This window comes from Pseudoalteromonas apostichopi (assembly GCF_030297135.1).
Taxonomy (GTDB): Bacteria; Pseudomonadota; Gammaproteobacteria; order Enterobacterales; family Alteromonadaceae; genus Pseudoalteromonas; species Pseudoalteromonas apostichopi.
Genome location: NZ_AP028066.1, coordinates 791,886 through 815,287 on the forward strand (window position 1 = coordinate 791,886; position 23,402 = coordinate 815,287).

Genomic DNA, 23,402 nt, shown 5'->3' on the forward strand with positions numbered 1-23,402 from the left:
CGATTTTATATCGCGTCCCAGAGCCTAGAGCCTAGTGTTTTCTATCGTAGGCGTGAAACTTGTTTCGCGCGCTCTCTTGTAGGTCTTGCTTAAGGCGTTTGTAGGAGATAATCGTAACTTTGTTTCCATTTGCTATACTAATAATTAAGCGTCTATTTACGTTCTGACATACAAGGATATTAGGCTATGTATAAACAAACGGAAATTAATTACACGTTAATTATTATTTTATTAATGATTAGTGCCTTTATAATTTTCTCTCCTGAACTGGCTAACCTCAAGCTGATTATAATATCGATAAACCTGCTTATCGCTGTGTTGTTTTTTTCACTGACAATAGAAATCGATGAACAAAAACTTCGTTGGTATTTTGGGTTTGGGATCATTAGCAAACAGGTTGAATTATCTCAGATTGCAGATACTTCTGAATACCAAACAAAATGGTATCAAGGAATTGGTATACGTATGCTAAGTGATGGCTGGTTATATAACGCGTCCGTTGGAAAAGCCGTTAAAATAACTTTAACTGACGGAAAAAACATTTACCTTGGCTGTAAAGACGTTGAAGCACTGCAACAATCACTCAATGTAAAAGTTTAAAATTGTATCGAGTGGAAAGTTAGCGTGTTTGTAGGAGGCGTTTTAACGCCGAATAAGTTAGCAAGTTGCTCGGGTAAAACTTATTGCTTTACCCTTGGTACTTGCTAACTTTTATTACTCAATTACTTAATCGCTGGGTAACCGATGCGATCTGATAAGTAACCGACACTGGTTGCGAAGTAATACGAGCGATTCCAGTGCATAAGTGCTTTGTAGTTATCGTAGGCTAGATACATACGGCCGTTTACGTCATCTGGCATTACCATTGCGGCGGTAACATCAACGTTTGGTAAGTCACTGCCATCCATTTTACGAACACCGATTGCTTGCCAATCTGCAAGGCTGCGCTCTGAATCTTTCCAATACTCTAACCATTGGCTGCGTGTTTTCGTGCCACGTTTAAGAATATATGAGTTATCAAACCCTTCAGGTAATTTAACTTGGCGACCCCAGGTTAAATCATCGTTCCAACCAGCTTGCTTTAAGTAATTTGCGATTGAAGCAAATGCATCTTCTTCTGTGGTCCAAATATCTTTGCGGCCATCACCATTGTAATCAACAGCATAGGCGTTAAATGAGGTTGGCATAAACTGCGTTTGCCCCATTGCACCAGCCCAAGAGCCTTTGAATTTATCAAGGGTAATGTGACCCTCTTTTAAGATATCAAGTGCTGCCCAAAGTTGGTTTTTATACATGGCTTCGCGGCGACCATCAAACGCAAGTGTCACCAATGATGCAATTACACTGTGACCACCTTGGATTTTACCAAAGTTACTTTCAAGGCCCCAAAGTGCAACAATAAAACGCGCTTGAACGCCGTATTCTTTGGCTACTTTTTCAAGAACGTCTTGGTTTTCTTTGTATAATTTACGCGCGCGGTCAATTTTCCATTGCGGCACACGTTTTGGTAAATAAGTTTCGAGGGTTTCTTTTACTTCTGGCTGATTTTTATCTGCTGAAATAACTTTCTTTTTGAATTTAGCTGTTGCAAGTGCTTGATCAACTAAGGCTTCATCATAGCCTTTTTCAATTGCTTCTTTTTTTAATGCTGCAACGTAAACGTCAAAATCAGCTTGTGTCTTTTGTTCTGCCAATACTGAAGTACTTAGTGAAGCACTGAGTAAAATGACGGCAAGTTTTTTAATCACTCTCAACTCCCTTGTCTTTTTTAAATTGGGTTAACAGGTTTTCTTCTGGCGGAGGTAATTGCAAGTAGAACCCTTGATCAATTAACGCTTGCTTAACCGCGCCTAAGTCTGCCACACCTAACTTTTCACGGCTTGCTAGATTAATCATCATCACGTACTTAGGTTGACCAAACGTTTCTAGTAAAGGTTCAGGTACGCGTGAGAAATCATCTCTTTTTTCTACAAAAAGGTATGTATCCGCTTTTTTAATACTTTTATACACCGCAGTTAGCATTATGGCCCTATAATATCTTGCTTAACGAAGGCGCACACTATAACATGAGTCAAATAATAAGTTAGAAAAAATAGATTAGATTTTTACTGTATATGCCTTGTTCAGCCTGTGTTTATACTTAAATTATGCTAATCCAGACAATTCAATTGAGCGTGTATGTCGGAACAAATTTTTGAATTAAAAGGGAACCTTTTTACGTTATCTGTTTTACATTTATTTTCAGCAGATACGGCCCTCTTAAGTAAGCAGTTAGATGAGAAAATCGCCCAAGCACCTAAGTTCTTTGCCGGTGCGCCTATCGTAATCAACTTAAGCGACGTACAAGATGAAGCGCTTGATTTCTCTTTCTTAAAATCAATGTTAAGCGGCCTTTCGCTAAACCCTGTTGGGGTTTGTAATGGCTCTCAAGAGCAAAACGAAAGCGCAAAAGCTGCAGGCTTGTCGGTGTTAAATTATTCACAAGACGTTAAGGCTGCAACCGCTAAACAACAAACAAATACATCTATCGTTGAAAAAACCGTTCACCTGCCTGCGCAAGTTATTCATGGCACTGTTCGTTCGGGCCAGCAAGTGTATGCAAAAGATCGCGACCTAATTGTGATTGGTGCTGTAAGCCATGGCGCCGAAGTGATTAGCGATGGCAACGTGCACATTTATGGTACCCTTCGCGGCCGTGCAATTGCAGGGGCAAAAGGTTACAACGAAGCAAATATATTTTGCCAAAAATTAGAAGCAGAACTTGTTTCGATTAATGGTAGTTATTGGATCAGCGACTCTCTACAAGGTGAACACTGGGGCAGCGCAGTACAAATCCAACAAAAAAATGATTCATTAGAAATTTCAGCTTTGGTTAAAGGATAAATCTCATGGCAAAAGTGATTGTCGTTACTTCTGGTAAAGGTGGTGTTGGTAAAACCACATCGAGTGCTGCGATTGGCACAGGTTTAGCGCTTAAAGGCTTTAAAACCGTTATTATCGACTTTGATATTGGTCTACGTAATCTTGACCTTATCATGGGTTGTGAACGCCGTGTTGTTTATGATTTCGTAAACGTAATCAATGGCGAAGCAAACCTAAATCAAGCACTTATTAAAGATAAGCGCGTTGATAAGCTACATATTTTACCTGCCTCACAAACCCGTGATAAAGACGCACTAACCCGTGATGGTGTTGAGCGCGTACTTAACGAGCTGAAAAAAGATTTTGATTACATTGTGTGTGACTCACCAGCGGGTATTGAAGCTGGTGCAATGATGGCAATGTACTTCGCTGATGAAGCGATTGTAACAACGAACCCAGAAGTATCATCAGTACGTGACTCTGACCGTATTCTTGGCATTTTACACAGCAAATCAAAACGTGCTGAAGAAGGTCTTGAAAGCGTAAAAGAACATCTACTATTAACACGCTATAATCCTGAGCGTGTTGAAAAAGGTGAAATGCTTTCGGTAGAAGACGTACAAGAAATCTTAGCGATTAAACTACTGGGCGTTATTCCTGAATCACAAGCTGTTCTTAGTGCATCGAACTCTGGTCAACCGGTTATTCTAGATGCTGAATCTGATGCTGGCCAAGCGTATACAGATGCAATCAATCGTTTATTAGGCGAAACTGTTGATTTTCGTTTCTTAGACGTTGAGAAGAAAGGCTTATTTAAACGGATTTTTGGAGGTTAATGTGTCTTTACTTGACTACTTCCGCTCAGAAAAGAAAAGCAGTGCGTCATTAGCAAAAGAGCGATTGCAGATCATTGTCGCACACGAACGTTCACAGCGTGGTACACCAGATTATTTACCACAGCTAAAACAAGACATCCTAGATGTTATTCGTAAATACGTGAATGTAAACACTGATGCAGTTCAGGTTCAGTTTGACCAAAACGAAGATGACTTAGCAGTACTTGAGCTAAACGTCACTTTACCTGACGAAGAAAAGAAATAGTCAAAATTGGGCGCTTAGTTTTTAACAGCGCCCTTTTTTATTTCTGCCACTGCATGTGAAACTCATAGTCGTCTTCGCCTAGAGTTTTAAACCCTGCCCGTTGATATAATCCATACGCTGGATTAGCTTTTAACACCGTTAAATTTATCTTTGCTGTTTGCGCTTTTAGTGCATCTAACACCTTAGTGCCTAACCCTTTGCCTTGCTCTTTAGGTGCAATTTGTAGCTGTAATAAACTAATTGCTTGATCACTAACGATGAACTTGGCAGCGCCTACACATTGCCCATCATTTAACACTAAATGACTATGCTCAAAGTGCTCAGCCACTCTTGCTTGATGCTGCTCAAGTGATAAAAATAACCCCTGATTTTCTAAGTGCTCAACCATGGTATTTAATCTTAGGTCGAGTAAATAGGCTTTGTCTTGCTCAGTTGTTTTTACAAACTTAATCATTATTGTCTTAAAAAAGAAAAAGGTACTTTAATAAAAGTACCTTTTTAGGTTGCAACAAACAACATGTCTTCGGTTAGAAATTATAATTTGCGCCTAAGTAAAAACGGCGGCCCGAATATTGGTTATAAGTAAAGCGATTGCTTTGTTTCCAGTAACCTTCTTCAACTTCTTCTGTTAGGTTCACAACTGATGCGGTAAACGAAAGATCCTCTGTTAAGTTGTACGAGGCATTCACATCAAGCTGACCATAGTCTTTGGTATATAAGTTATAGCCTTGGTGAATACCGTTAGCACGGTCATCTTTCCAGTTATACGACGCACGAACACTAAAGTCGTCATTCTCAAAGTACACCGACACATTATATTGGTGCTTAGCCGTGCCTGGAATTTCGGCTTCTGTTTTTTGCCCGTCGGTAGATACTTCGCTGGTGCTGGTATCTGTGTAGGTATAGTTGGTTAAAATACCAAAACCATTATCAAACGAATGCTGGAAGAACAGCTCTAAACCTTCTGATTTTGCATCACCGCCACCGACTTTGGTGTTCATTTCGACTTCGATTGGGCCATTACAACAATCGTGTTCACGCTCTACTATTTCTACTGTCGAAATTGGTAAGTTAGAAATATCTTTAGAGAATAACGTCGCGCCAAGTGCTGAACCATCGCCGTAATACCATTCAATACCTAAATCGAATTGGTCAGATAACATAGGCTCAAGCCCTGTATTTACTGAGGTACCATTACCACGGCCTGTCCATGAATCAGGTGAGTTAATGTTAACTGGAGGACCATATGACTCGGTCTGGCTTAAGTCTGAATAGCTCACTCTTGCCATGGTGCGTGCTGCGGCAAAACGAACAACAAGGTCTTCGGTTGCATCCCATGCAAGGTTAAAACTTGGTAATACTTCACTGCCATCGCTACTGCGCTCATTCGGATCGGTATCGTCATCGTCTTGACCAATGACATCATCGTAGGTCAAAGTACTAAGCTCTGTATTCACATAACGCACACCGACATTACCGCGAAAATCTTGCCATTCAAAATCAGCTTGTGTGTACACAGACCAAATTTTCTCTTCAAGGGCATAAGTACCCGAAAGCGTAGGTACAACTGTTTGGCTAAAGTTTTCTTTTAAGTAGTTATCAAGCGCTCCAAAATCGAACGCTAAAAAGTTAAATGCACCTGTATCACCGGCGCTGTTATCAACCACGTGGTCACTCACCAATGTTGGTGCATCCGGATGAAAATCTGGATTATGGAACCACTCAGTACCAGGTAAGTAACCGCGGTAACCGCCGTTATCGGCTATGCCGTCATCCCAACGAAAGTCGTTACGAATACCTTTAATTTCGTGATCGCGGTATTTACCCCCCACATATAAACGGGTGAAAAAGCTACCATCAAGGTCAAATTTTACATCTGTTTGAATGTAATCTTCAGAGTCTTCATTTTCAGATGAGTAAGAGTCAAACCAGTCATAATATTGGTATGCTTCTTTATCGGTGGCTAAATCAGTCGACACTTCATAGCTTGGTTTTCCGTTTTCAATTGACCATAACCAGCTATTTACAGAGCCTAACCGCGCATCAATATTAGCGTAGGTTTCTTTTGAGGTACCACCCTCTGCTTCGGTATGCCCCAGCTTTACTGTAACGCTGTAAGTATCGCCATAATAAGTGCCTTCAAAATCATAGGTGTTTGATTTTGACTCACCAAAACGCTCACGCCCTGTAAGTTGAGGAGACAACAAGCCGCGACGCACAGGCACACCGCCGTTTACATCAGCATCACCCCAGTTATTGTCATTCAGTAAACCATTATCACCGTTACCGTAAGCAACTACGGTATCGCCATCAAGTACAATACCGTAATACGGGTTATGATTATCATTCCACTCAGCAAAGGTAATGCTTTGTCCTGTCTGGTCATAACCTAGCTTGGCACCAAAATAATTAAAGTTTAAGTCAAGTCTGTCACTTGGGGCCCATTGAATGGCCACTTGATAACCATCACGGGTACGGTCTTGGTTTGAGTTATTTACACTCATAGCCCGCGGTGCCCATACATTGTTGTACACTTCGCCAGTTGCTTGGTCTACCAGCGCAGGGCGCTCTGCCCCTTCAACTGTATCTGAGTGAAAACGCCAGTGTGACGCGTTGTTAGTGATGGTTGTTACGGTGCGATCTTGACGAGTAAAGCCGGCAAGTACGCCAAAGTTTTCGTCGTCATTTTTCCATGAATAAAGCACATTGACTTGCGGTTTAGTATCTTCAGACACATCATCGTAAGTTACCTCAGCACTTAACGCACCTGAGTTTGCTTCCATCTCTAGTGGTTTACGGGTATGTAAAATAACCGTACCACCAATACCGCCCTCATCTATGCGTGCTTCAGCACTTTTATACACTTCTACACTTTTGATCATGCTTGAAGGCAATAACGTGTAATTAAAACTACGGGTAGGAGTACCTGAACCTGATGAAGCAATATAGTTACCGTTTAATTGGGTTAGAGTCCAATCTGGTGAAGTACCACGAATACTTACGCGGCTACCTTCGCCACCATCGCGGTCAATTAGAACACCTGATACACGTTGCAATGAATCAGCGACATTTTTATCAGGAAACTTACCTATATCCTCAGCAGTGATTGCATCAACAGTGGCAGCTGATAGTCGTTTTATTGCTAAGTTTTCTGCTGTTGAAGAACGAATTCCTCGTACTTCAATCACTTCTACATCGTCATTTGCTTGCTCTGCTGCGTAACTTGTATTAATAGCAGCCAATAGCGAAATTAAAATTGCATTACGTTTGAAATGCCGTCCCTGCCCTTTTGTTTTTATTACAGTTTGCTTGCCCATGCCTATCTCCAGTTGTGTGTTCTGTTTTTGTTTATGAGGCTTTAATACCAACCCGCAATAATACTTAGTCATTTAATTAAGCGAATTGGTATAACCTCCACAAAAACGATTTATTGTTATCGGTTTTAAAACGTATTATCGGTAGTTAATAGCTTGTTAAACTCCAATTCAGAATAGGGTGAGTGGTCAAAAAGTGATAATAAAAATTCGGTGAGAGATATGACAAAATCGGCGTGTGGAATATTTTATATTCATTTTTATCTTTTCTACTTTATAGTTAACCTTATGTTTTTTGTATTTAAACCTAAATTCTAAAAAACACACACAAACATATAATTCATTGATAAATATAAATTAAAACCCGAAAGGCACTTTCTGATAATGCAAGTTAAATAAGTGACTTGAAACTAGGTGTAATAGATATGGTAAAAAAACGACGATGAGCAATGGTAAAATTCTCGAAGTCTGCCTAAACGAAGGCGACTTAAAGCAACTTGCGAACAACGTTTTTACGTCTAGCAACTTAGGCGTAAAACGATTTGAGTTATGCAGTAATTTGCACCTAGGAGGCTTAACACCCAGTATTTCTGCAATTGAATGCGCATTGAAAAGCCTGACCAGAAATACCGAGCTATTAGTAATGATACGACCAGAAGCTGGCAATTTTACTGTAAGTACTGAGTGTCATAAATTAATGGAAAAACAGATAAAACTCGCAGCTAATGTAGGCGCACATGGGGTAGTATTTGGTGCAGTCAAACAAGGAAAACTTGATATAGAGGTAACTCGTTCTTTACTCGCCACTGCAAAACATTATGGGCTTATGGTTACCTTTCATCGTGCATTCGATAGCCTGACAAATCCGTTATGCGCACTTGAAAAACTAATTAGCTTAGGAGTTGACCGCATATTAACAGCAGGCACGCCGTGGCAAAGCGGCCAAAGTGCTGTTGATGGTCTAAATCAGCTCAACACATACTTAGCACACAGCGCTAATCAAATAGAAATTGTTATGGGTGGTGGCGTTACCCTAGAAAACGCGGAAGCTTTTTGGCAATTAATAAGAAACCATTCAGCAAATGCATCTGTACATGTACACTCTTGCGTGCATAACGCACAAGGTGCAATTAGCGCTGAGGCTATCAATAAGCTACTTTCAAAGGATTAAGCATGGCAAGCAAAGCAATTTATTTTTTAGGTATTGATGGCGGTGGCAGTAAATGTAAGGTGCGTTTAGAAAACGAAAATGGCACCCTACTTAGCGAAGCTATCAGTGGCTCAGCAAACGTGGCTACCAGCTGTAAACAAAGTCAAAGTTCAATACTCCATGCTACAGAACTTGCTTTTCATGATGCTGGGCTTGCCTTAAGCGAGCTGAAAAACACCTATGTGCATGCCGGGCTTGCTGGTGCCAATATCGAATCTGCCTATCAATCTATGCTCATGTGGCAACATCCATTTGCCAACTTTACCCTGTCAACAGATATGCTGATTGCGTGTAAAGGCGCACACCAACACCATGATGGCGCGGTGATTATTCTTGGTACGGGCTTTTGTGCAGGCTACCAGCAGCAAAACCAATTTAACGAATTGGGTGGATATGGTTTATTACTGAGCGATGGTGCCAGTGGTGGTTGGTTAGGATTACAACTTTGCCGTAAAGCATTTGAAGTACTTGATGGTGTTGCGAAAAGTTCAACGGCCATAGATACCCTACTCACCCAGCTTAACTGCCACTCCAGCCAAGCGTTAAGTCAGCTTTTAATATCGGCGCGCCCTGCTGAGCTCGCTAAATTTGCGCCCCTCGTTTTTAGCCATTCTGACGACGCTTTTTGTAAGCAATTAATCAATGAAGCTTGTGCATACATAGCCCGCTATATCTCATACTTTGAAAAGCAAGGCATTAAAAAAATTACCTTGATGGGCGGTATTGCCAGTGCCATTACCCCTTACTTAACTTATGCTAGTAAAGCGCGTTTAACCCCTGCCCTTGCCAGTGCTGAGCAAGGGGCTATTTTAATGGCGAGAGCGGCAATTTAATCACCGAGTTGTGAGCGCATTTGTGATGGAATTTCACCAAACAAACGCCGAAATTGTTTGCTGAAGTAACTTGGTTCGGAAAATCCGCATTGATAAGCAACCTGTGAAATGGGTAGCTGTGTTTCAATCAGTAGCTTGCGGGCATTTTCGAGACGGACTTCGTTGATAAACTGATTAGGTGTTTTTGCCAAATGCTTTTTAAAGCGACGTTCTAAGGCACTTACTGACAAATGTGCAAGCTCTGCCAATTCATCAATACTGATCTGACGATGATAGTGCTCGCGAATAAATTTTACAGGCTCTTCAATCGCACGAACATGAGAAAGCGCTTTTGAGGTTTTTTGTAAGTGCCGAGTCACACCATAAGTGCCAATCACATTGCCATCGTGATCTTTTAAAGCATGCTTTGATGTTGAAAACCAACCAAGCTCACCTTGTTGGGTTTGATTAAGCTCTAAACGGTCAGTCACTATGAAGCCTTCCATCACTCGCTTATCATCATTGACGTATTGAAACGCCAAGTGTTTTGGGGAAAAGTCAAAGTCTGTTTTTAACAATATTTGCTCAAGTGTTTTATAACCCTGATGCTCAATAAAATGTTGATTACAATGCAAGATTCTACTATCAGTGTCTTTTACCCAAAAGAGAATATCTGGCAATAAGTCAAATGCAGCAATCAACTGATTTACACCAGCTTTTTTTATTATTTCTTGTATATCCATCGCTCAATTTTGTCTCTTCCCCGAATAATGCTATATATTTTAAACGCCGATTTTGTTGCATTGTCAACCGAATTTTTATTATCACTTATTGCTCAAGCTTTCCTATTATCAATAACATGAGATTAACAGTAGCTAACGCTATTTAAATTAGGAGCGCTTAAGATGAGCAAAGCTAAGATCCGCATGGCGATGGTTGGCGGTGGCGAAGGTGCTTTCATTGGCGCTATTCATCGTATTGCAGCACGATTAGACGGGATGATAGAGCTTGTTGCAGGCGCATTTAGTTCAGATGCTAATAAGTGTAAAGCAACTGGCGAGTTACTAGGGCTAGATAACAGTCGTTGCTACGACAGTTACCAAAGCTTATTTACCGAAGAAGCAAAATTACCCGCTGATGAGCGTATCGACTTTGTGGCTATTGTAACACCCAACCATTTACATTTTCCCGTCGCCAAAATGGCACTTGAACATGGTTTTCATGTGTTATCAGACAAACCGGCAACGCTAACACTTGCAGAAGCAGAGCAATTACAAGCCATCATTGCAAAGCAGCACGTTTTGTACGGTTTAACCCACACTTACACGGGTTACCCTATGGTAAAAGAAGCCAAACATCGCGTTAAATCCGGTGAGCTTGGCACGATTCGCAAGGTGATTGTTGAGTACACCCAAGGCTGGTTATCTCACAGTGAAGACGAAGCATCAAAACAAGCAAGTTGGCGCTTAGATACCAGTAAGTCAGGCATTAGCTGCTGTATGGGCGATATTGGCGTGCATGCAGCTAACTTAGCCGAATATGTATCTGACCTTGAAATTACAGAGCTTTGTGCTGATTTAAATCATGTCGTTGATGGTCGAGTTCTCGATGATGATGGCACCGTGCTACTTAGATTCAATAATGGTTGTAAAGGCGTTTTACTAGCAAGCCAAATCGCTATTGGCGATGAAAACAATTTACGGCTACGTATTTACGGCGACAAGGCAAGCCTTGAATGGTCACAGCTTGAGCCTAATAGTTTATGGCTGCGTGGTCACAACCAACCCTCTATTTTACTGCGAGCGGGTGTGGGTGAATTACACCCTGACACACAAAACGCACTGCGAGCCCCTGCAGGTCACCCTGAAGGCTACCTAGAAGCATTTGCTAATATCTACAGCAATTTTGCAGCACAAATTCACGCATTTAAACAAGGCGACCATGCAACAAACTCAGCATTTGATGTGCCTGGCATCAATGAAGCTATACGTGGTATGGCATTTATTGAGCACATAGTTGCTTCATCAAAGCAAGACATTAAGTGGCACAAATTACAGATTGGATAATAAAGAATGAATAAAATCAAAGGGCCAGCAATTTTTTTGGCGCAGTTTATTTCTAAAGAAGCCCCCTTTAACAGCCTTCGTGGCTTATGTAAGTGGGCAAGCGGTTTAGGTTACAAAGCGATTCAAGTGCCAACCTCAAACCCTGAAATTTTCGATTTAGAAAAAGCCGCCCAAAGTCAGCAATACTGCGATGAAGTCACTGGTATTGCCATGGAATATGGACTTACAATTTCAGAGTTATCAACCCATTTGCAAGGCCAGTTAATTGCTGTGCACCCTGCGTACGATGAAATGTTCGATAACTTTGCCGCAGAGCATGTAAAAGGTAACCCTGCAGCACGTACAGAATGGGCAACAGAGCAACTGATGCTAGCTGCTAAAGCCAGTAAGAAGCTGGGGTTAACAACTCATGCGACTTTTTCGGGTTCTTTTTTATGGCATACCTTTTACCCGTGGCCACAACGCCCACAAGGACTCGTTGAGCAAGGTTTTAATGAGCTTGCTAAGCGTTGGTTACCTATTTTGGATTGCTTTGACGAGCATGGTGTCGATGTCTGTTATGAATTACACCCGGGTGAAGACTTACATGATGGCGTGACATTTGAGCGCTTTTTAGCGGCTACTGATAATCATCCGCGCGTTAATATTCTTTATGATCCGAGCCACTTCGTATTGCAACAGCTCGACTATTTAGCGTTTATCGATATCTATCATTCGCGCATTAAAGCGTTTCATGTCAAAGATGCCGAGTTTATTGCGAATGGCCGCTCTGGGGTATATGGCGGTTTTCAAAACTGGCAGGACCGACCGGGTCGTTTTCGTTCCTTAGGAGATGGCCAAGTAGATTTTAAGCAAATCTTTAGCAAGTTAACTCAATATGGGTTTGATGGTTGGGCTGTACTTGAATGGGAGTGCTGCTTAAAGCACCCTGAAGATGGAGCAAGAGAAGGTGCTGAGTTTATTAAAGCTCACTTAATAAACCCAACAGACAAAGCCTTTGACGATTTTGCCAGTGGCGCAACAAACACTGAGCGTAATAATCGAATTTTAGGTTTATAAAAACCGACAACAATAGAACACACAGGACACACAATATGGACAACAATAATTATAACCGCATAGTCTTTCGGCTTTGCTGTATAGCACTGATTGTGACCTCTATGACCTTTGCCATCCGTGCTGGTATTTTAGGTCAACTTGGCAGTGAATTTGGTTTAACAGACACCGAACTTGGTTGGGTGAATGCCATGGCATTTTTGGGCTTTCCGGTTGCGACTATGGTCGGCGGTATTATTTATAATGCCATTGGCGCTAAGAAATTAGTCGCTTTAGCGTTTATCTGTCATTTACTTGGTCTGGTTTTGACTATTACTGCCGATGGCTTTTGGGGCTTGTTAGTTTCTACCTTTTTGATTGGTTTTGCTAACGGCTCTGTTGAAGCGGGCTGTAATCCGCTGATTGCAGAAATGTATCCTAAAAATACCACTACCATGCTAAACCGTTTTCATGTTTGGTTCCCAGGTGGCATTGTGATTGGCGCACTTGCTTCTAACTTTATGTCGGGAGCGGGCCTAAATTGGCAGTGGCAAGTAGCATTAATTTTAGTTCCAACCGTTATTTATGGCGCGATGCTAATTAAAGCTCAGTTTCCTAGCTTTGATACCCGTGCTCACTCAACCACCAGCAATATTCGCCACTTATTCACGCCGTTATACATCTTTTTAATTGCGTGTATGACGTTCACTGCAACCACTGAGTTTGGAACGCAACAATGGATTGAGCGAATTTTAGGTTCTTCTGGGGCTTCTCCTATGGTGGTATTAGCTTTAATCACCGGCTTAATGGCTGTTGGTCGCTTCTTTGCGGGTCCAATTGTTCATAAGCTTAATCCTACTGGTGTGTTACTTGGTTCTGCCATTTGTGCAAGCTTAGGGATCTTTATGATGAGTCAAGCCGAGGGCAGCATGATTTATCTGGCAGCGATGCTATTTGCACTTGGCGTTACCTACTTTTGGCCAACCATGCTTGGCTGCGTTGCTGAATACATTCCCAAATCTGGCGCGTTGGGTATGTCGTTAATGGGCGGTGCAGGCATGTTTGCTATGAGCATCTGGAACCCAGTAATTGGTAGTTGGATAGACACTGCCCGTTCATCGGCAGAGGCAAGTGGTGCAAGTGCTGAACAAATTGAAATTTTAGCCGGACAGGCTGTATTACAAAACCTACTGATCTTCCCAATTATTTTAATCGTCGCATTCATTGGGTTGCATTTAGTAGTTAATAACAACAAACGCACCGAAAAATGTGCGTCTTAAGCAAGTAAATCGTCGAGGAACACTATGTTTAAATCTCTTAAAGCACTGACTTTAATGCTTACCGTTAGTAGCTGTGCACTCGCTAATGCGGCTGACAATCAGCTTACACAACAAGAAAAGCAAGCTGGCTGGCAGTTATTGTTTGATGGCAAAGATATGTCGCAGTGGCGCAATTTTAAAAGCGAATCTTTAAATCCTGCGTGGGTTGTTGAAGATGGCGCAATGACATTAACCAAAGGTGGCGGTGATGTGCTTACCAAAAAGCAGTACCAAAATTTTGAATTACTGATTGATTGGAAAATCTCTACCAAGGGTAATAGTGGTATTTTCGTACTGGCTGATGAAACTGGGCAGATGATTTACTCACATGCTCCTGAAATTCAAATTATCGATAACGAAGAACACCCAGATACTGAAATTGATTCGCACTTAGCGGGTTCAATTTACGATTTATTTGCAGCGCCAACTGCGGCACACAAACCTGCAAATAGCTGGAACCATGTACGCATTAAGATGCAAGACAACCACTTACAAGTTTGGCAAAACGGTATCAGCACCACCAGCATTGTGATTGGTAGTACAACCTGGAATACCCTTGTTAAAGGCAGTAAGTTTGCAACCTGGAAAAACTTTGCAACAGCATCGCAAGGTCATATTGGGCTTCAAGACCACGGTGACAAAGTGTGGTTTAAAAATATAAAAATTAAGGAGCTATAAGATGTCTGATTTTAAACATAAGGTTTTAGTAGTTGGCTCTGGTGCTGGCGGTGCCATGGCTGCTTATACGCTGACCAAACTTGGCCACAAAGTCTTATTACTTGAAGCCGGTCGTAATTATGACCCGAAAACAGAAAGCCCGATGTTTCGCCGTAACAACGAAGCCCCACTTATGGGGGCTGGTAATAAAGACAAAAACTTTGGCTTTTACGATGCAACCGTTGATGGCGGCTGGCAAGTGCCTGACGAACCTTATACTAGCGCTAAAGGCAGTGACTTTTACTGGTGGCGTGCACGTATGCTAGGTGGTCGAACTAACCACTGGGGCCGCTATTCATTACGCTTTAGTGAGCACGATTTTAAAGGTAAAAGCCGTGATGGTCACGGTGCTGATTGGCCTTTTGAATACGCTGATTTAGCACCTTGGTACGATAAAACAGAAGAGCTTGTAGGTGTATGTGGTACCAATACTGGCCATGAAGATATGCCAGATTCATCGCCAGGTATTTTACAGCCACCACCGAAGCCGCGTGTTCCTGAGCTTTTAATTGCCGCCTCTGCAAAGAAAATGGGCATTCAAGCAGTGCCTATGCACCGCGCGGTACTAACCCGCCCGAAAGATGACCGCATGGCCTGTTTTTATGCAACACCTTGTGGTTCTGGTTGCTCGATTGGCGCCGCTTTCCAAACCACAACATCGCTTCTACCTATGGCAAAAGCTACGGGTAACTTAAAAGTAATTACCGATGCCATGGTTAAATCAGTCAAGGTTGATGAGCAAGGTAAAGTAACTGGCGTAACCTATGTTGATAAACATACGGTCACTGAGCATGCCATTGATGCAGATGTGGTTATCTTAGCAGCCAGTGCCTGTGAATCAGCGCGTATCTTACTAAACTCAAAAAATAAAAAGCACCCTAAAGGCCTTGCTAATTCAAGTGGCCAAGTAGGTCGAAACTTAATGGATTCGACAGGTGCATGGTTAGGTGCACAAATTCCTGCACTTAAAGGCCGTCCACGTTATAACGAAGATGGCCATACCGCTAATCACTTATTTATTCCTTGGTGGGGTCATCAAGCACAAGCTAACAATGAGCTAGACTTTCCACGAGGTTATCACTTTGAAATTGGCGGTGGCTTTAGACAACCAGGCTCGGGTGTATCGGGTGATAAACAAGGCTATGGTCCTGCCCTCAAACAACAAATTCGTGATGCATATGGCTCTTACGTTGGCTTTGCTCTGCGTGGCGAGATGTTACCGAACAAAGATACCTATATGGAAATTGACGAAAAGGTTAAAGACAAATGGGGTATTCCGGTATCAAAGTTCCACTTTAAGTGGTCTGACAGAGAGTTAAAGCAAATTGAACATGGTTTAAAAACTGCGAAGCAAATTTTAGAAAACATGGGTGCGACCGTTGGCGACCTCCCACCTGCTGAAAAAGCAATTTCAAAAGGCGGCGAAATCATCCACGAAGTGGGAACCACACGAATGGGTAGCTCAAAGAAAGATTCGGTCACCAATCAATGGGGACAAACGTGGGATTGTAATAACCTATTTGTAATGGATGCCGGTGTATTTGCTTCAAACCCTCATAAAAACTGTACGCTCACCATCATGACGCTGGCAATGCGTAATTCAACTTGGCTTGCTCAACAAATTGATAACGGGGTACTTTAATTATGCATCATCGTAACGAACACGACTCATATAACTATGTTTCTAACATGAGCCGCCGTGAGTCTTTAAAATGGCTTGGCTTATTAGCTGCAGGCTCGGCAGTGGGTTTAACCGCTGGTTGCACAAAAGCACTTGAAGATGACGGTGCTGTCTCTGCAAAAGAGCATTGGCCTGATTTAGATATTAAGCCTGTCACCGCAAAAGGCTATGGCCAAGATCCTAATTTGGTGATGCCACCAGAATCACCTTGGCCACTGACCTTAACGGCTGACGAGCTTACGTTAGTAGCGCTATTATCTGATTACATTGTACCGCGCGAAGGTGATATTCCTTCAGCCAGTGAGCTACAAGTACCAGCGGTCATTAATGAGTGGGTGAGTGCGCCTTATGAAGGCCAACAACGCGATAGAATTAAAATTTTAAATTCATTAGCTTGGCTTAACGATGAAGCACAGCTTCGTTTTAAAAAGCAATTTGTTGCGCTGAACGAAAAGCAACATCGTGCGATTCTAGACGATATTGCGTTTTTAAACGAGCAAACACTGGCGCAGTTTAAGCGTATTGGTAAAGCCTTTTTACGCTTTAAAGAATTAGTGCTCGCAGCCTTTTTCTGTACACCTGAAGGCTGTAAAGACATTGGTTACCTCGGCAATGTACCAATTGCGGGTGATTACCCTGGCCCTTCAGATGAAGCAAAAGCTCATTTAGATCAGGTCTTAGCAGAGCTTGGTCTGAGCGAGTACGCCTATACCGATTAACTTTCCCCCTTGTGTTATTTTTAACACAGTGCAGGGGGTCACTCCCCTGCTTTTTTTAGGATTTAAGTATGTTTAAAACCCGCATTTTATTGCTCATTCTTAGCCTTGTATTTAGTGGTCAATTATTTGCAAAACTACCAGTAAGTGTGCAGCTATGGTCAGTCAAAGACACCTTAAAAAATGACTTTCATGGTACGCTTGAGTCTCTTGCCGAAATGGGGTTTGACGGCGTTGAATTTGCCGGAGATTTTGGCCCTTACTCAAATAACCCAGCAGCCTTAAAATCAAAGCTCACTGAATTAGGCTTAGTTGCCAGTAGTGCCCACATCGGCTTTGATGCACTCAGCGAAAGCACTATTGATAGCACCCTACTGTTTTACAAAACCCTTGGCGTTACCACTCTTTATGTACCGTGGGATGAGCGAGCATGGCACCCAAAAGGGGTTAAATCATTGGTTAAAGAGCTCACTAAAGTCAGTGATTATGCAATCCGCTTTGATATGAAGATCGGTTTTCACAATCATAATAAAGAGTTTAATGCATTTAATAACGCAACATTTTGGGATTATATTGCCAGTCATACCCCCAAAACCATGCCACTGCAGCTAGATATCGGCTGGGTTAATTACGCAGCTAAAGATCCAATTTACTTCATTAAAAAGTACCCTAACCGCACTCTCGCTACGCACATCAAAGTACGTACGATTGAGGGTAGCAACATGAGCCCGATTATCGGCGAAAACAACATTGATTGGCCTGCCATCATCGACACTTTAGAAACCCACGGCAACACCAAGTGGTTAGTACTTGAGCAAGAAGAATACCCACGTGGATTAACGCCGCTACAAAGCGTTGCTAAATCAAAACAAAACTTAGATAAGATTTTACTTGGTTTGTAAGGTTATTGTAGAAATGAGCTCGCTTTAAACGAGTGAGCTCATGACTGAGATTTAGATTGGATGAGTAAGAAAAGCATTACCTTGTTTTTGGACAGAAGCGTTTGTTAGGGCTGCGGTTGGAGCGACTGCTTTTCTTTCAAGTAAAGATACAGTGGCAACCCAAACGATACACCAACTGACAAAGTTCCCAACACTGCAAAATATCGATACTTCACTTTATGTCTTTTGCCGTCCACCACGATAAAACCTAATAGAGCAATCGCCGCAACCAAGACATCAAGCCAAGCAAAAATACTAATTGGGGTTGCCACCGCTTCACTGAACAAAAGACCAATATCTAAGCCATTGCTAACTAGCCAAGGAACAAACGCCCCGTATGGTAGCAATATTCCCAACAAAGTAAGAACCAGATAAAACCTTATCATTTCGCCACCCTTGCAAATTTTTCGTAGTAAGCCCTAACGCCTCGTTAAGAGGCAAAAAATTGTTCGCTAAATTTAGCGACAAAGGAGCAAAAGCCAACTGTTTTTTGTCCTTTTAAACGACTTGTTAAGTTTCGTTGTAACACTGCACAAATTCGTTACGAAGCTCACAGCATGGCTCATCATGCTCCGCAACTGTAACCCAACCACATGAATCACAGTATACGGTATGTGATTTACATTTTAAGCATTTAGCAATTGAAAACGATGATAATTTCCCTTGAATTTCAAAGCCAAAACCATGCTCCCAACAAAGTAAACCAGGTACCGCTTTGCCTGATTCGTAATTTATTAAACAATGACTGCAAACATCCGACATGCGCCCATATGATATTTCATTAAAAGAACTTTCATATGCAATTTCCCAGTCAAGGTGTTCTAAAGTAATTCGACCTAAAAATTCTGTAATTCTTTTCTCTGCAGATTTAGTAAAACCACTAGAGGAAATCAAAACTCCGTAGTCTGCTTTTACATCGGAAAGCATACCTAGAAAAGCTTCGACTGCTTTTAAATCAATAGGAGTTGAGTAATGCTTACACTCAATCATTGTCTTTGAACTTTGTGTTTCAACCAATATATCTATTTGTCTAGAACGTTCCGAATACTCTCCTACAACACGAGTATCATGCAATACTTTTGTATTTAATGAAGATTGATTGTCGTGGAATATCTTTGAAATAAGCCATTCATATTGACGCCAATTAGGAACTTCCTTATCAGATGACACGCAAACTCCTTTAGAAACCAACGCCGCGTTAAACGGCTAACTAACAGTTGGCTAAACTGTGTAACGAAGCGGAACCGAGCCAACTGTTACGTGTCCGCCTATTTAAACGCCTTCTTATATGCCTAGCTGCACCACTCTGCTAGAGCATCGCTTGAAGAGCAACCATGCAACTTCAAGTCTAAAGGGTTTGAACCTAATGCTAGCGCAAATTCCTGCTGTCCTTCGATAGTTAACAGCCAGTTGACACCTGATCTAGCTATACCCCAAACAGTTGCTTTTCTGAATGTGTCAAAGTCAGCATCCTCAATGATCGTAGAGGTCACTTTTACCGAGACAGGCTCAATAACAGACCGAAGTAATTGCTTCGCGAGTTGCTCAATATGTTTCTCATAAATTTGGCCTTTCGGCGTAATGATTTGAGGCTCACTGGTATCAAGAGAAGCTTGAATCTTAGTAATCGCGTCGACTTTTCTCATGGCATATAACGCCTAAATAACAGCCCACTGTTTTTAGTCCTTGTTGATTTTCTTGTTAGGCTTATATTGATACATAGCCTCGATGTTTTTTTTAATATCTTTGATTTTAATTTTAGTACCTAAAACATCTTCGATTTGCATACTTGTTGCTTCGTGTAATTCATCGTTAAAAAAACTTCGAACCTCATGCTGAAAGTCATCAATTCCACATGATACTTCAAAATATTCAGATTCCTTTAATACGACACTAGTATTTTTAATAGAAAAAACTGAACGACGTGTTTCTGGATCTCTAATTGCGTCTGAAGCGTTTACATTAAGTTGATCATAGTCTGGATATCTAAGAGCGTTACCCCAACTAGAATTTTTAGCTATCTTTTTAATTGATGTAAGGATTATTGGTCTTAACCCTGTATTTACAATTTTTATATACAATACTGGTGGTGGGTCATCTGGATCTTGCGACATATCGTAAACAATTTCTGACCATGAAATCACATTTGCACGATCTCTATATATATTAAATATAGTAACCGCTGCACTTATAGCAGAAATAAAAACCGCAATTATAGAAATTAATAATGGAGTTTGCACATGACTTCCTTGTAAGCCTAACGCTTTGCTAATGGGCAGCCGAAACGCAGTGTAGGCTGTCCCGTGGAGGCCACGCTGTTTGTGGCCGGAACGAAATTAAGCAATTTGTTATAAGCCATTTGTGTTGACCCTGTTGCCACAATGAATACAAACAATTGAGCCAGAAAACCACAGCCAAACAACTTTAGACCAATCCCCACTTGATGCTGGATGTGGTGCTACGAAGCCCTGAACAGTTAAACACTTATTGCAGTGAGGGCAACGATTAAAAAATGCCAGGACAATATGAACAGCAACAGCACCAACAAACGCACCGAAGATGAATACCAAATGACTTGCACTAGCTTCCGGTGGAGAGAAAAACTTGCCGTAACCAAACGCTAGAAAGAACGCGATCAAAAGAGACCACGCGATAAAAACGCTGAGTACATCGAGTTTGCCTATTAACGTTTTGAACACCGATCTTCCCTATGGCTTATAACAATTTTATCGTGCGCGCTTCGCGCATCTTTCTGCCGATGTCACGCTCATGTATTAATGAATCTATTCTTAACAAATAACGTAATGTATTGCCAACTATAATTTTTTATTGAAGCTAAAGAGATTCAGTAAAAAGAAAGTGCGCTCGTCGCTCATTTTCTTGAATATGGGAGCACAAAAACTGAACTGTATATTAAAACAGTCATTTGTATTGGTGATGACATAAAGTTAGTGGAATATCAGTTTTATGGAGTAGAGCCAATAGCATTAGATGAATAACACTGTACCTAATCGCTCAAAGACACCCTTAGAGTATTTGCGTTAACGCGAAATGGGCAAAGACTTGTTTGATTATGACTTGCACTTTTATCCATGACTCCAAATAGGTTACCTAAATTAATCTATTTAGAGTTATGGGTTAAAAATACACAAAAAATCATCTATCGCCGTAAGGCGGTTAACTAATTAGCCAGCTCATTTTGGGGATGGAATCGTATTTGCCATACACAATTACAGATATAAAAGTGATTCCATAGTTGTTATTCACACTTTACAATGATTTCATGACCATACGAATTATCGATTGAACACAACCAAACACCCTCTGAGCTTTTGGTAAAAACATATGTCGCTTTTCGAATTACTTCTGGGTAATTAGGTGCTGACACAACTGTATTTGCTAAAACTAAAGCAGTATCTTCGGTTTCAAGAACTTCTAAACCTTGTTGTTTTACTTGCAACCCATTTTTGAAATATACAGAAATTGCTTCAAAAGCCTTACGTATAGCAGCTTTACCCTTTGCATTTTTACCAGGCTCAATAACTAAAATGGCGTCATCTGTATAGATATTAAGAAGTGTATCGAAGTCTTCGGCAACAATTGCATTATCGGCTTTTCTGATTTGTTCAACTATCGGATGAGCCATGATTTCTCCAAAATTAATAATGTAACAGTTGAGTGTGATATTTATTGAAATATCATAATTTACCATTAAAAAATCTAGGTCAATGACTGTTTACGTAAAAAATTATCAATGCAAACTCTGACTTGAAATTGGACAATTATGCGTTAGTGCCGAAAGTGCGCTCTGTGTTAATAGCTGACCATCATTTATTTACAGTAAAGACCATGCTTTTTTAAAGTATTCACCCTTACATACACTTTAAAGAGCGAACCTCCTAGTGATAGTAGGCAAGATAAAGGATGACTACTCTATTGTACTGTCTGGCTCCATGAAGTCTTCTAAAAACCAAGCTGAAAACTCATGTCGACCCTCTACATCCGCTTTGACATATATACTAGAGGCCTGCTGACGAACTGTTTTTTCTTTAGTATCTCTTACACCACTAATTTCTCTAAAACTCAATCCCTTCAGCATCAACATAGCAACTTCTTGTTCACTTTTTGTCAGTCCCCACTGATTAAACTGTTCATTTATGACTTCACTGTATTTTATACGAGCAAGCTTCATTTCTTCCGAAATATTTTTTAGTTGAATGCCCGATTTATCTAATTCACTTTTCAACTGATTAATACGCTTTGTGCGGTTTGAAATATCTCGAACCAAAAAAACAAAACCAATCGCTGAAGCTAAAACAATCAAACTTTCTTCGACAATATGCCAAGTCGGAACACCTAAAGAAATATCAGTAATTACATCAAAAAAATTGAGTACCATTATTATAGCTAGAAGCACTGCTATCGCTTTATCTTTCATATAAAAATCAACCAGTTAAAAAGTTTATGGGACATTTGTCTTATGAATTTACAACACATGCCTGACGTAAAAACTACACATTATTTGTAGGATAAGTTCACTTAAAAACAAAACAAGGCAACTATCGCGGTTAGCCTAACAAGAGTCAGTAACAAATGATAGCAACCTCATATCGATTATTCTCATTAATAGCGTCAATGTTGTTAACCGTTTTAAGCATGCAAACTCAAGCTGAACAAGTCACCAATTCAGTGATCGCCATTTCACAATTGGGAAGCTTTAAACATCAGTTCAAAACCGTACATCAGGTTGACAGTATGGAGATAGAGCAAGTGCTTGGAGAGGTATCCTTTAAACCTAAATCCAGTTTCAAAGTACAACTGCCTTTTACACCGCAACAAATATCTTTTTTATACAATCCGGGTGTTAAGGTAAGTAAAGGACAAAAAGTAGCTAGAATAGAAGGGCCAGAAGTACATCACTTCTTAGAAGAAATAGATGCCAGTAAATCAATATTTTTAAAAAGTAAGAAGCATCTTGAGTCTGTTAAAAATTATGCAAATTCGAAAACGATAAAAAGTGCTGAATGGTTAGACATCAACAAAACCTATCTTCAAGCAAAGTTAAGTTTTGAACACTTAAGCCATGCACTACAACAATTAGCCATCGATAAAAACGGCGATATTTTTATAATCAGTCCTTCTAATGGTCAACTTAAGTATACGAACGAACAATCACCATACCTTTTTGAAATAATTCCTTCACATAATGTTTTTGTAAAATCTTCGCTATTAGCAAGCACTGCAAAAAATGTTAACTCATTTAAAACTGAAGATAATTGCATACTAAAAGTAGAAAATGTTGACGAAACAATCAGCCGTTATAAGCAAACAGTCTGGAGTAGTTTCGACTCATCGTGTGAGCTTAAACTCGGGCAACAACTGTTACTAACACCTATCGTTTTAATTGAAGGTATTAAAGTCCCTCACCAGTCATTATTCGAACTCAATAACAAAAGCTATGTTGCAGTAAAACGAGGACAAGAAATAAACTTAGTTAAGGTCATTATTATTGGCAATGAGAATGATAGCTACATTGTTCAATCTGACAATCTAACACCTCAAGCCGAAGTACTTAGCTCCTTCGTTAGCATTGCCCAAGGTCTATTTCTCGGGCTGGGAGAATAAACG

The 23,402-nt window shown here is 40.8% G+C and carries 26 protein-coding genes; 14 read left to right on the top strand and 12 right to left on the bottom strand.

Annotated features, from left to right (window positions below; all coding sequences use genetic code 11):
* Positions 1–186 precede the first annotated feature (186 nt).
* Entirely contained in the window at positions 187–600 is a 414-nt protein-coding gene (locus QUE86_RS19550; RefSeq protein WP_286260605.1) for a hypothetical protein, read from the top strand.
* Positions 601–722: 122 nt separating this feature from the next.
* On the opposite strand, the gene QUE86_RS19555 is transcribed toward QUE86_RS19550, so the two are convergent.
* Positions 723–1,748: a lytic murein transglycosylase gene (locus QUE86_RS19555; RefSeq protein ID WP_130052573.1), complete on the bottom strand. Its 1,026-nt coding sequence runs from the start codon at positions 1,746–1,748 to the stop codon at positions 723–725.
* A complete protein-coding gene (locus QUE86_RS19560) occupies positions 1,741–2,022 on the bottom strand; it encodes a YcgL domain-containing protein (protein WP_130052574.1) in 282 nt (93 codons plus the stop codon). The genes QUE86_RS19555 and QUE86_RS19560 overlap by 8 nt, the downstream gene beginning before the upstream one ends.
* Positions 2,023–2,178: 156 nt before the next feature.
* Between QUE86_RS19560 and minC the strand changes: the two genes are divergently transcribed.
* Genes minC through minE form a run of 3 tightly spaced genes read left to right on the top strand, consistent with a single transcriptional unit; the run spans position 2,179 to position 3,963 of the window.
* Positions 2,179–2,883: a septum site-determining protein MinC gene (gene minC / locus QUE86_RS19565; protein WP_130052575.1), complete on the top strand. Its 705-nt coding sequence runs from the start codon at positions 2,179–2,181 to the stop codon at positions 2,881–2,883.
* Positions 2,884–2,888: 5 nt separating this feature from the next.
* Positions 2,889–3,698: a septum site-determining protein MinD gene (gene minD / locus QUE86_RS19570; protein ID WP_130052576.1), complete on the top strand. Its 810-nt coding sequence runs from the start codon at positions 2,889–2,891 to the stop codon at positions 3,696–3,698.
* Between the two features lies 1 nt (position 3,699).
* Positions 3,700–3,963, top strand: coding sequence for a cell division topological specificity factor MinE (minE, locus tag QUE86_RS19575; protein ID WP_054552047.1), 264 nt, complete (start codon positions 3,700–3,702; stop codon positions 3,961–3,963).
* Between the two features lie 37 nt (positions 3,964–4,000).
* Here the strand turns inward: minE and QUE86_RS19580 are convergent, their stop codons facing one another.
* Complete coding sequence (locus tag QUE86_RS19580) at positions 4,001–4,417, bottom strand: GNAT family N-acetyltransferase (RefSeq protein ID WP_239977573.1); 417 nt, start codon at positions 4,415–4,417, stop codon at positions 4,001–4,003.
* A gap of 73 nt (positions 4,418–4,490) precedes the next feature.
* Positions 4,491–7,280 carry a TonB-dependent receptor gene (locus tag QUE86_RS19585; RefSeq protein WP_286260606.1) on the bottom strand — a complete coding sequence of 930 codons (2,790 nt, stop codon included), beginning with the start codon at positions 7,278–7,280 and terminating at the stop codon, positions 4,491–4,493.
* 439 nt (positions 7,281–7,719) lie between these two features.
* On the opposite strand from QUE86_RS19585, the gene QUE86_RS19590 reads away from it, so the two are divergent.
* Positions 7,720–8,448, top strand: coding sequence for a copper homeostasis protein CutC (locus tag QUE86_RS19590; protein WP_286260607.1), 729 nt, complete (start codon positions 7,720–7,722; stop codon positions 8,446–8,448).
* Positions 8,449–8,450: 2 nt separating this feature from the next.
* Complete coding sequence (locus tag QUE86_RS19595) at positions 8,451–9,320, top strand: glucosamine kinase nucleotide-binding domain-containing protein (protein WP_286260608.1); 870 nt, start codon at positions 8,451–8,453, stop codon at positions 9,318–9,320.
* Here the strand turns inward: QUE86_RS19595 and QUE86_RS19600 are convergent.
* On the bottom strand, positions 9,317–10,042 hold the full coding sequence (locus QUE86_RS19600) for an AraC family transcriptional regulator (RefSeq protein ID WP_062568064.1): 726 nt from the start codon (positions 10,040–10,042) through the stop codon (positions 9,317–9,319). The two genes, QUE86_RS19595 and QUE86_RS19600, sit on opposite strands and share 4 nt — an antisense overlap.
* Positions 10,043–10,204: 162 nt before the next feature.
* Between QUE86_RS19600 and QUE86_RS19605 the strand changes: the two genes are divergently transcribed.
* From QUE86_RS19605 to QUE86_RS19635, 7 genes are all read left to right on the top strand, one after another.
* Positions 10,205–11,365 carry a Gfo/Idh/MocA family protein gene (locus QUE86_RS19605; protein ID WP_286260609.1) on the top strand — a complete coding sequence of 387 codons (1,161 nt, stop codon included), beginning with the start codon at positions 10,205–10,207 and terminating at the stop codon, positions 11,363–11,365.
* A gap of 6 nt (positions 11,366–11,371) precedes the next feature.
* Positions 11,372–12,424, top strand: a complete 1,053-nt coding sequence (locus QUE86_RS19610; protein ID WP_286260610.1) for a sugar phosphate isomerase/epimerase family protein — start codon at positions 11,372–11,374, stop codon at positions 12,422–12,424.
* A gap of 35 nt (positions 12,425–12,459) precedes the next feature.
* Positions 12,460–13,680 (top strand): MFS transporter, encoded by a 1,221-nt coding sequence (locus tag QUE86_RS19615; protein WP_130052583.1) that lies wholly within the window; start codon positions 12,460–12,462, stop codon positions 13,678–13,680.
* Between the two features lie 24 nt (positions 13,681–13,704).
* The gene (locus tag QUE86_RS19620; RefSeq protein ID WP_130052584.1) at positions 13,705–14,397 is read left to right on the top strand and encodes a 3-keto-disaccharide hydrolase; all 693 of its coding nucleotides are present in this window, start codon (positions 13,705–13,707) and stop codon (positions 14,395–14,397) included.
* A gap of 1 nt (position 14,398) precedes the next feature.
* Positions 14,399–16,078, top strand: a complete 1,680-nt coding sequence (locus QUE86_RS19625) for a GMC family oxidoreductase (protein WP_130052585.1) — start codon at positions 14,399–14,401, stop codon at positions 16,076–16,078.
* 2 nt (positions 16,079–16,080) lie between these two features.
* Positions 16,081–16,836: a gluconate 2-dehydrogenase subunit 3 family protein gene (locus QUE86_RS19630; RefSeq protein WP_286260611.1), complete on the top strand. Its 756-nt coding sequence runs from the start codon at positions 16,081–16,083 to the stop codon at positions 16,834–16,836.
* Positions 16,837–16,904: 68 nt separating this feature from the next.
* Positions 16,905–17,735, top strand: coding sequence for a sugar phosphate isomerase/epimerase family protein (locus QUE86_RS19635; protein WP_286260612.1), 831 nt, complete (start codon positions 16,905–16,907; stop codon positions 17,733–17,735).
* A 104-nt stretch (positions 17,736–17,839) separates the two neighbouring features.
* Here QUE86_RS19635 and QUE86_RS19640 read toward each other — a convergent pair whose 3' ends face one another.
* The 7 genes from QUE86_RS19640 to QUE86_RS19670 form a co-directional block, all read right to left on the bottom strand.
* Positions 17,840–18,160 carry a DUF2834 domain-containing protein gene (locus QUE86_RS19640; RefSeq protein ID WP_130052588.1) on the bottom strand — a complete coding sequence of 107 codons (321 nt, stop codon included), beginning with the start codon at positions 18,158–18,160 and terminating at the stop codon, positions 17,840–17,842.
* Between the two features lie 124 nt (positions 18,161–18,284).
* The gene (locus QUE86_RS19645) at positions 18,285–18,944 is read right to left on the bottom strand and encodes a restriction endonuclease (protein WP_286260613.1); all 660 of its coding nucleotides are present in this window, start codon (positions 18,942–18,944) and stop codon (positions 18,285–18,287) included.
* A 122-nt stretch (positions 18,945–19,066) separates the two neighbouring features.
* Entirely contained in the window at positions 19,067–19,420 is a 354-nt protein-coding gene (locus tag QUE86_RS19650) for a hypothetical protein (protein WP_286260614.1), read from the bottom strand.
* A 33-nt stretch (positions 19,421–19,453) separates the two neighbouring features.
* The gene (locus QUE86_RS19655; protein WP_286260615.1) at positions 19,454–20,014 is read right to left on the bottom strand and encodes a hypothetical protein; all 561 of its coding nucleotides are present in this window, start codon (positions 20,012–20,014) and stop codon (positions 19,454–19,456) included.
* 108 nt (positions 20,015–20,122) lie between these two features.
* Positions 20,123–20,473 (bottom strand): hypothetical protein, encoded by a 351-nt coding sequence (locus QUE86_RS19660; RefSeq protein ID WP_286260616.1) that lies wholly within the window; start codon positions 20,471–20,473, stop codon positions 20,123–20,125.
* Between the two features lie 560 nt (positions 20,474–21,033).
* Complete coding sequence (locus QUE86_RS19665) at positions 21,034–21,420, bottom strand: YybH family protein (RefSeq protein ID WP_175580347.1); 387 nt, start codon at positions 21,418–21,420, stop codon at positions 21,034–21,036.
* 282 nt (positions 21,421–21,702) lie between these two features.
* Entirely contained in the window at positions 21,703–22,212 is a 510-nt protein-coding gene (locus QUE86_RS19670; RefSeq protein WP_130052591.1) for a helix-turn-helix transcriptional regulator, read from the bottom strand.
* 197 nt (positions 22,213–22,409) lie between these two features.
* Between QUE86_RS19670 and QUE86_RS19675 the strand changes: the two genes are divergently transcribed.
* The gene (locus tag QUE86_RS19675) at positions 22,410–23,399 is read left to right on the top strand and encodes a hypothetical protein (protein ID WP_286260617.1); all 990 of its coding nucleotides are present in this window, start codon (positions 22,410–22,412) and stop codon (positions 23,397–23,399) included.
* The last annotated feature ends 3 nt before the right edge of the window (positions 23,400–23,402 follow it).

What these genes read in the sequence shown, in the direction of transcription:
- QUE86_RS19550 (WP_286260605.1), top strand. Translation starts at nt 187, where the DNA reads ATGTATAAACAAACGGAAATTAATTACACGTTAATTATTATTTTATTA.
- QUE86_RS19560 (WP_130052574.1), bottom strand. Translation starts at nt 2,022, where the DNA reads ATGCTAACTGCGGTGTATAAAAGTATTAAAAAAGCGGATACATACCTT.
- minC (WP_130052575.1), top strand. Translation starts at nt 2,179, where the DNA reads ATGTCGGAACAAATTTTTGAATTAAAAGGGAACCTTTTTACGTTATCT.
- minD (WP_130052576.1), top strand. Translation starts at nt 2,889, where the DNA reads ATGGCAAAAGTGATTGTCGTTACTTCTGGTAAAGGTGGTGTTGGTAAA.
- QUE86_RS19580 (WP_239977573.1), bottom strand. Translation starts at nt 4,417, where the DNA reads ATGATTAAGTTTGTAAAAACAACTGAGCAAGACAAAGCCTATTTACTC.
- QUE86_RS19585 (WP_286260606.1), bottom strand. Translation starts at nt 7,280, where the DNA reads ATGGGCAAGCAAACTGTAATAAAAACAAAAGGGCAGGGACGGCATTTC.
- QUE86_RS19590 (WP_286260607.1), top strand. Translation starts at nt 7,720, where the DNA reads ATGAGCAATGGTAAAATTCTCGAAGTCTGCCTAAACGAAGGCGACTTA.
- QUE86_RS19595 (WP_286260608.1), top strand. Translation starts at nt 8,451, where the DNA reads ATGGCAAGCAAAGCAATTTATTTTTTAGGTATTGATGGCGGTGGCAGT.
- QUE86_RS19600 (WP_062568064.1), bottom strand. Translation starts at nt 10,042, where the DNA reads ATGGATATACAAGAAATAATAAAAAAAGCTGGTGTAAATCAGTTGATT.
- QUE86_RS19605 (WP_286260609.1), top strand. Translation starts at nt 10,205, where the DNA reads ATGAGCAAAGCTAAGATCCGCATGGCGATGGTTGGCGGTGGCGAAGGT.
- QUE86_RS19610 (WP_286260610.1), top strand. Translation starts at nt 11,372, where the DNA reads ATGAATAAAATCAAAGGGCCAGCAATTTTTTTGGCGCAGTTTATTTCT.
- QUE86_RS19615 (WP_130052583.1), top strand. Translation starts at nt 12,460, where the DNA reads ATGGACAACAATAATTATAACCGCATAGTCTTTCGGCTTTGCTGTATA.
- QUE86_RS19620 (WP_130052584.1), top strand. Translation starts at nt 13,705, where the DNA reads ATGTTTAAATCTCTTAAAGCACTGACTTTAATGCTTACCGTTAGTAGC.
- QUE86_RS19625 (WP_130052585.1), top strand. Translation starts at nt 14,399, where the DNA reads ATGTCTGATTTTAAACATAAGGTTTTAGTAGTTGGCTCTGGTGCTGGC.
- QUE86_RS19630 (WP_286260611.1), top strand. Translation starts at nt 16,081, where the DNA reads ATGCATCATCGTAACGAACACGACTCATATAACTATGTTTCTAACATG.
- QUE86_RS19635 (WP_286260612.1), top strand. Translation starts at nt 16,905, where the DNA reads ATGTTTAAAACCCGCATTTTATTGCTCATTCTTAGCCTTGTATTTAGT.
- QUE86_RS19640 (WP_130052588.1), bottom strand. Translation starts at nt 18,160, where the DNA reads ATGATAAGGTTTTATCTGGTTCTTACTTTGTTGGGAATATTGCTACCA.
- QUE86_RS19650 (WP_286260614.1), bottom strand. Translation starts at nt 19,420, where the DNA reads ATGAGAAAAGTCGACGCGATTACTAAGATTCAAGCTTCTCTTGATACC.
- QUE86_RS19665 (WP_175580347.1), bottom strand. Translation starts at nt 21,420, where the DNA reads ATGGCTCATCCGATAGTTGAACAAATCAGAAAAGCCGATAATGCAATT.
- QUE86_RS19670 (WP_130052591.1), bottom strand. Translation starts at nt 22,212, where the DNA reads ATGAAAGATAAAGCGATAGCAGTGCTTCTAGCTATAATAATGGTACTC.
- QUE86_RS19675 (WP_286260617.1), top strand. Translation starts at nt 22,410, where the DNA reads ATGTTGTTAACCGTTTTAAGCATGCAAACTCAAGCTGAACAAGTCACC.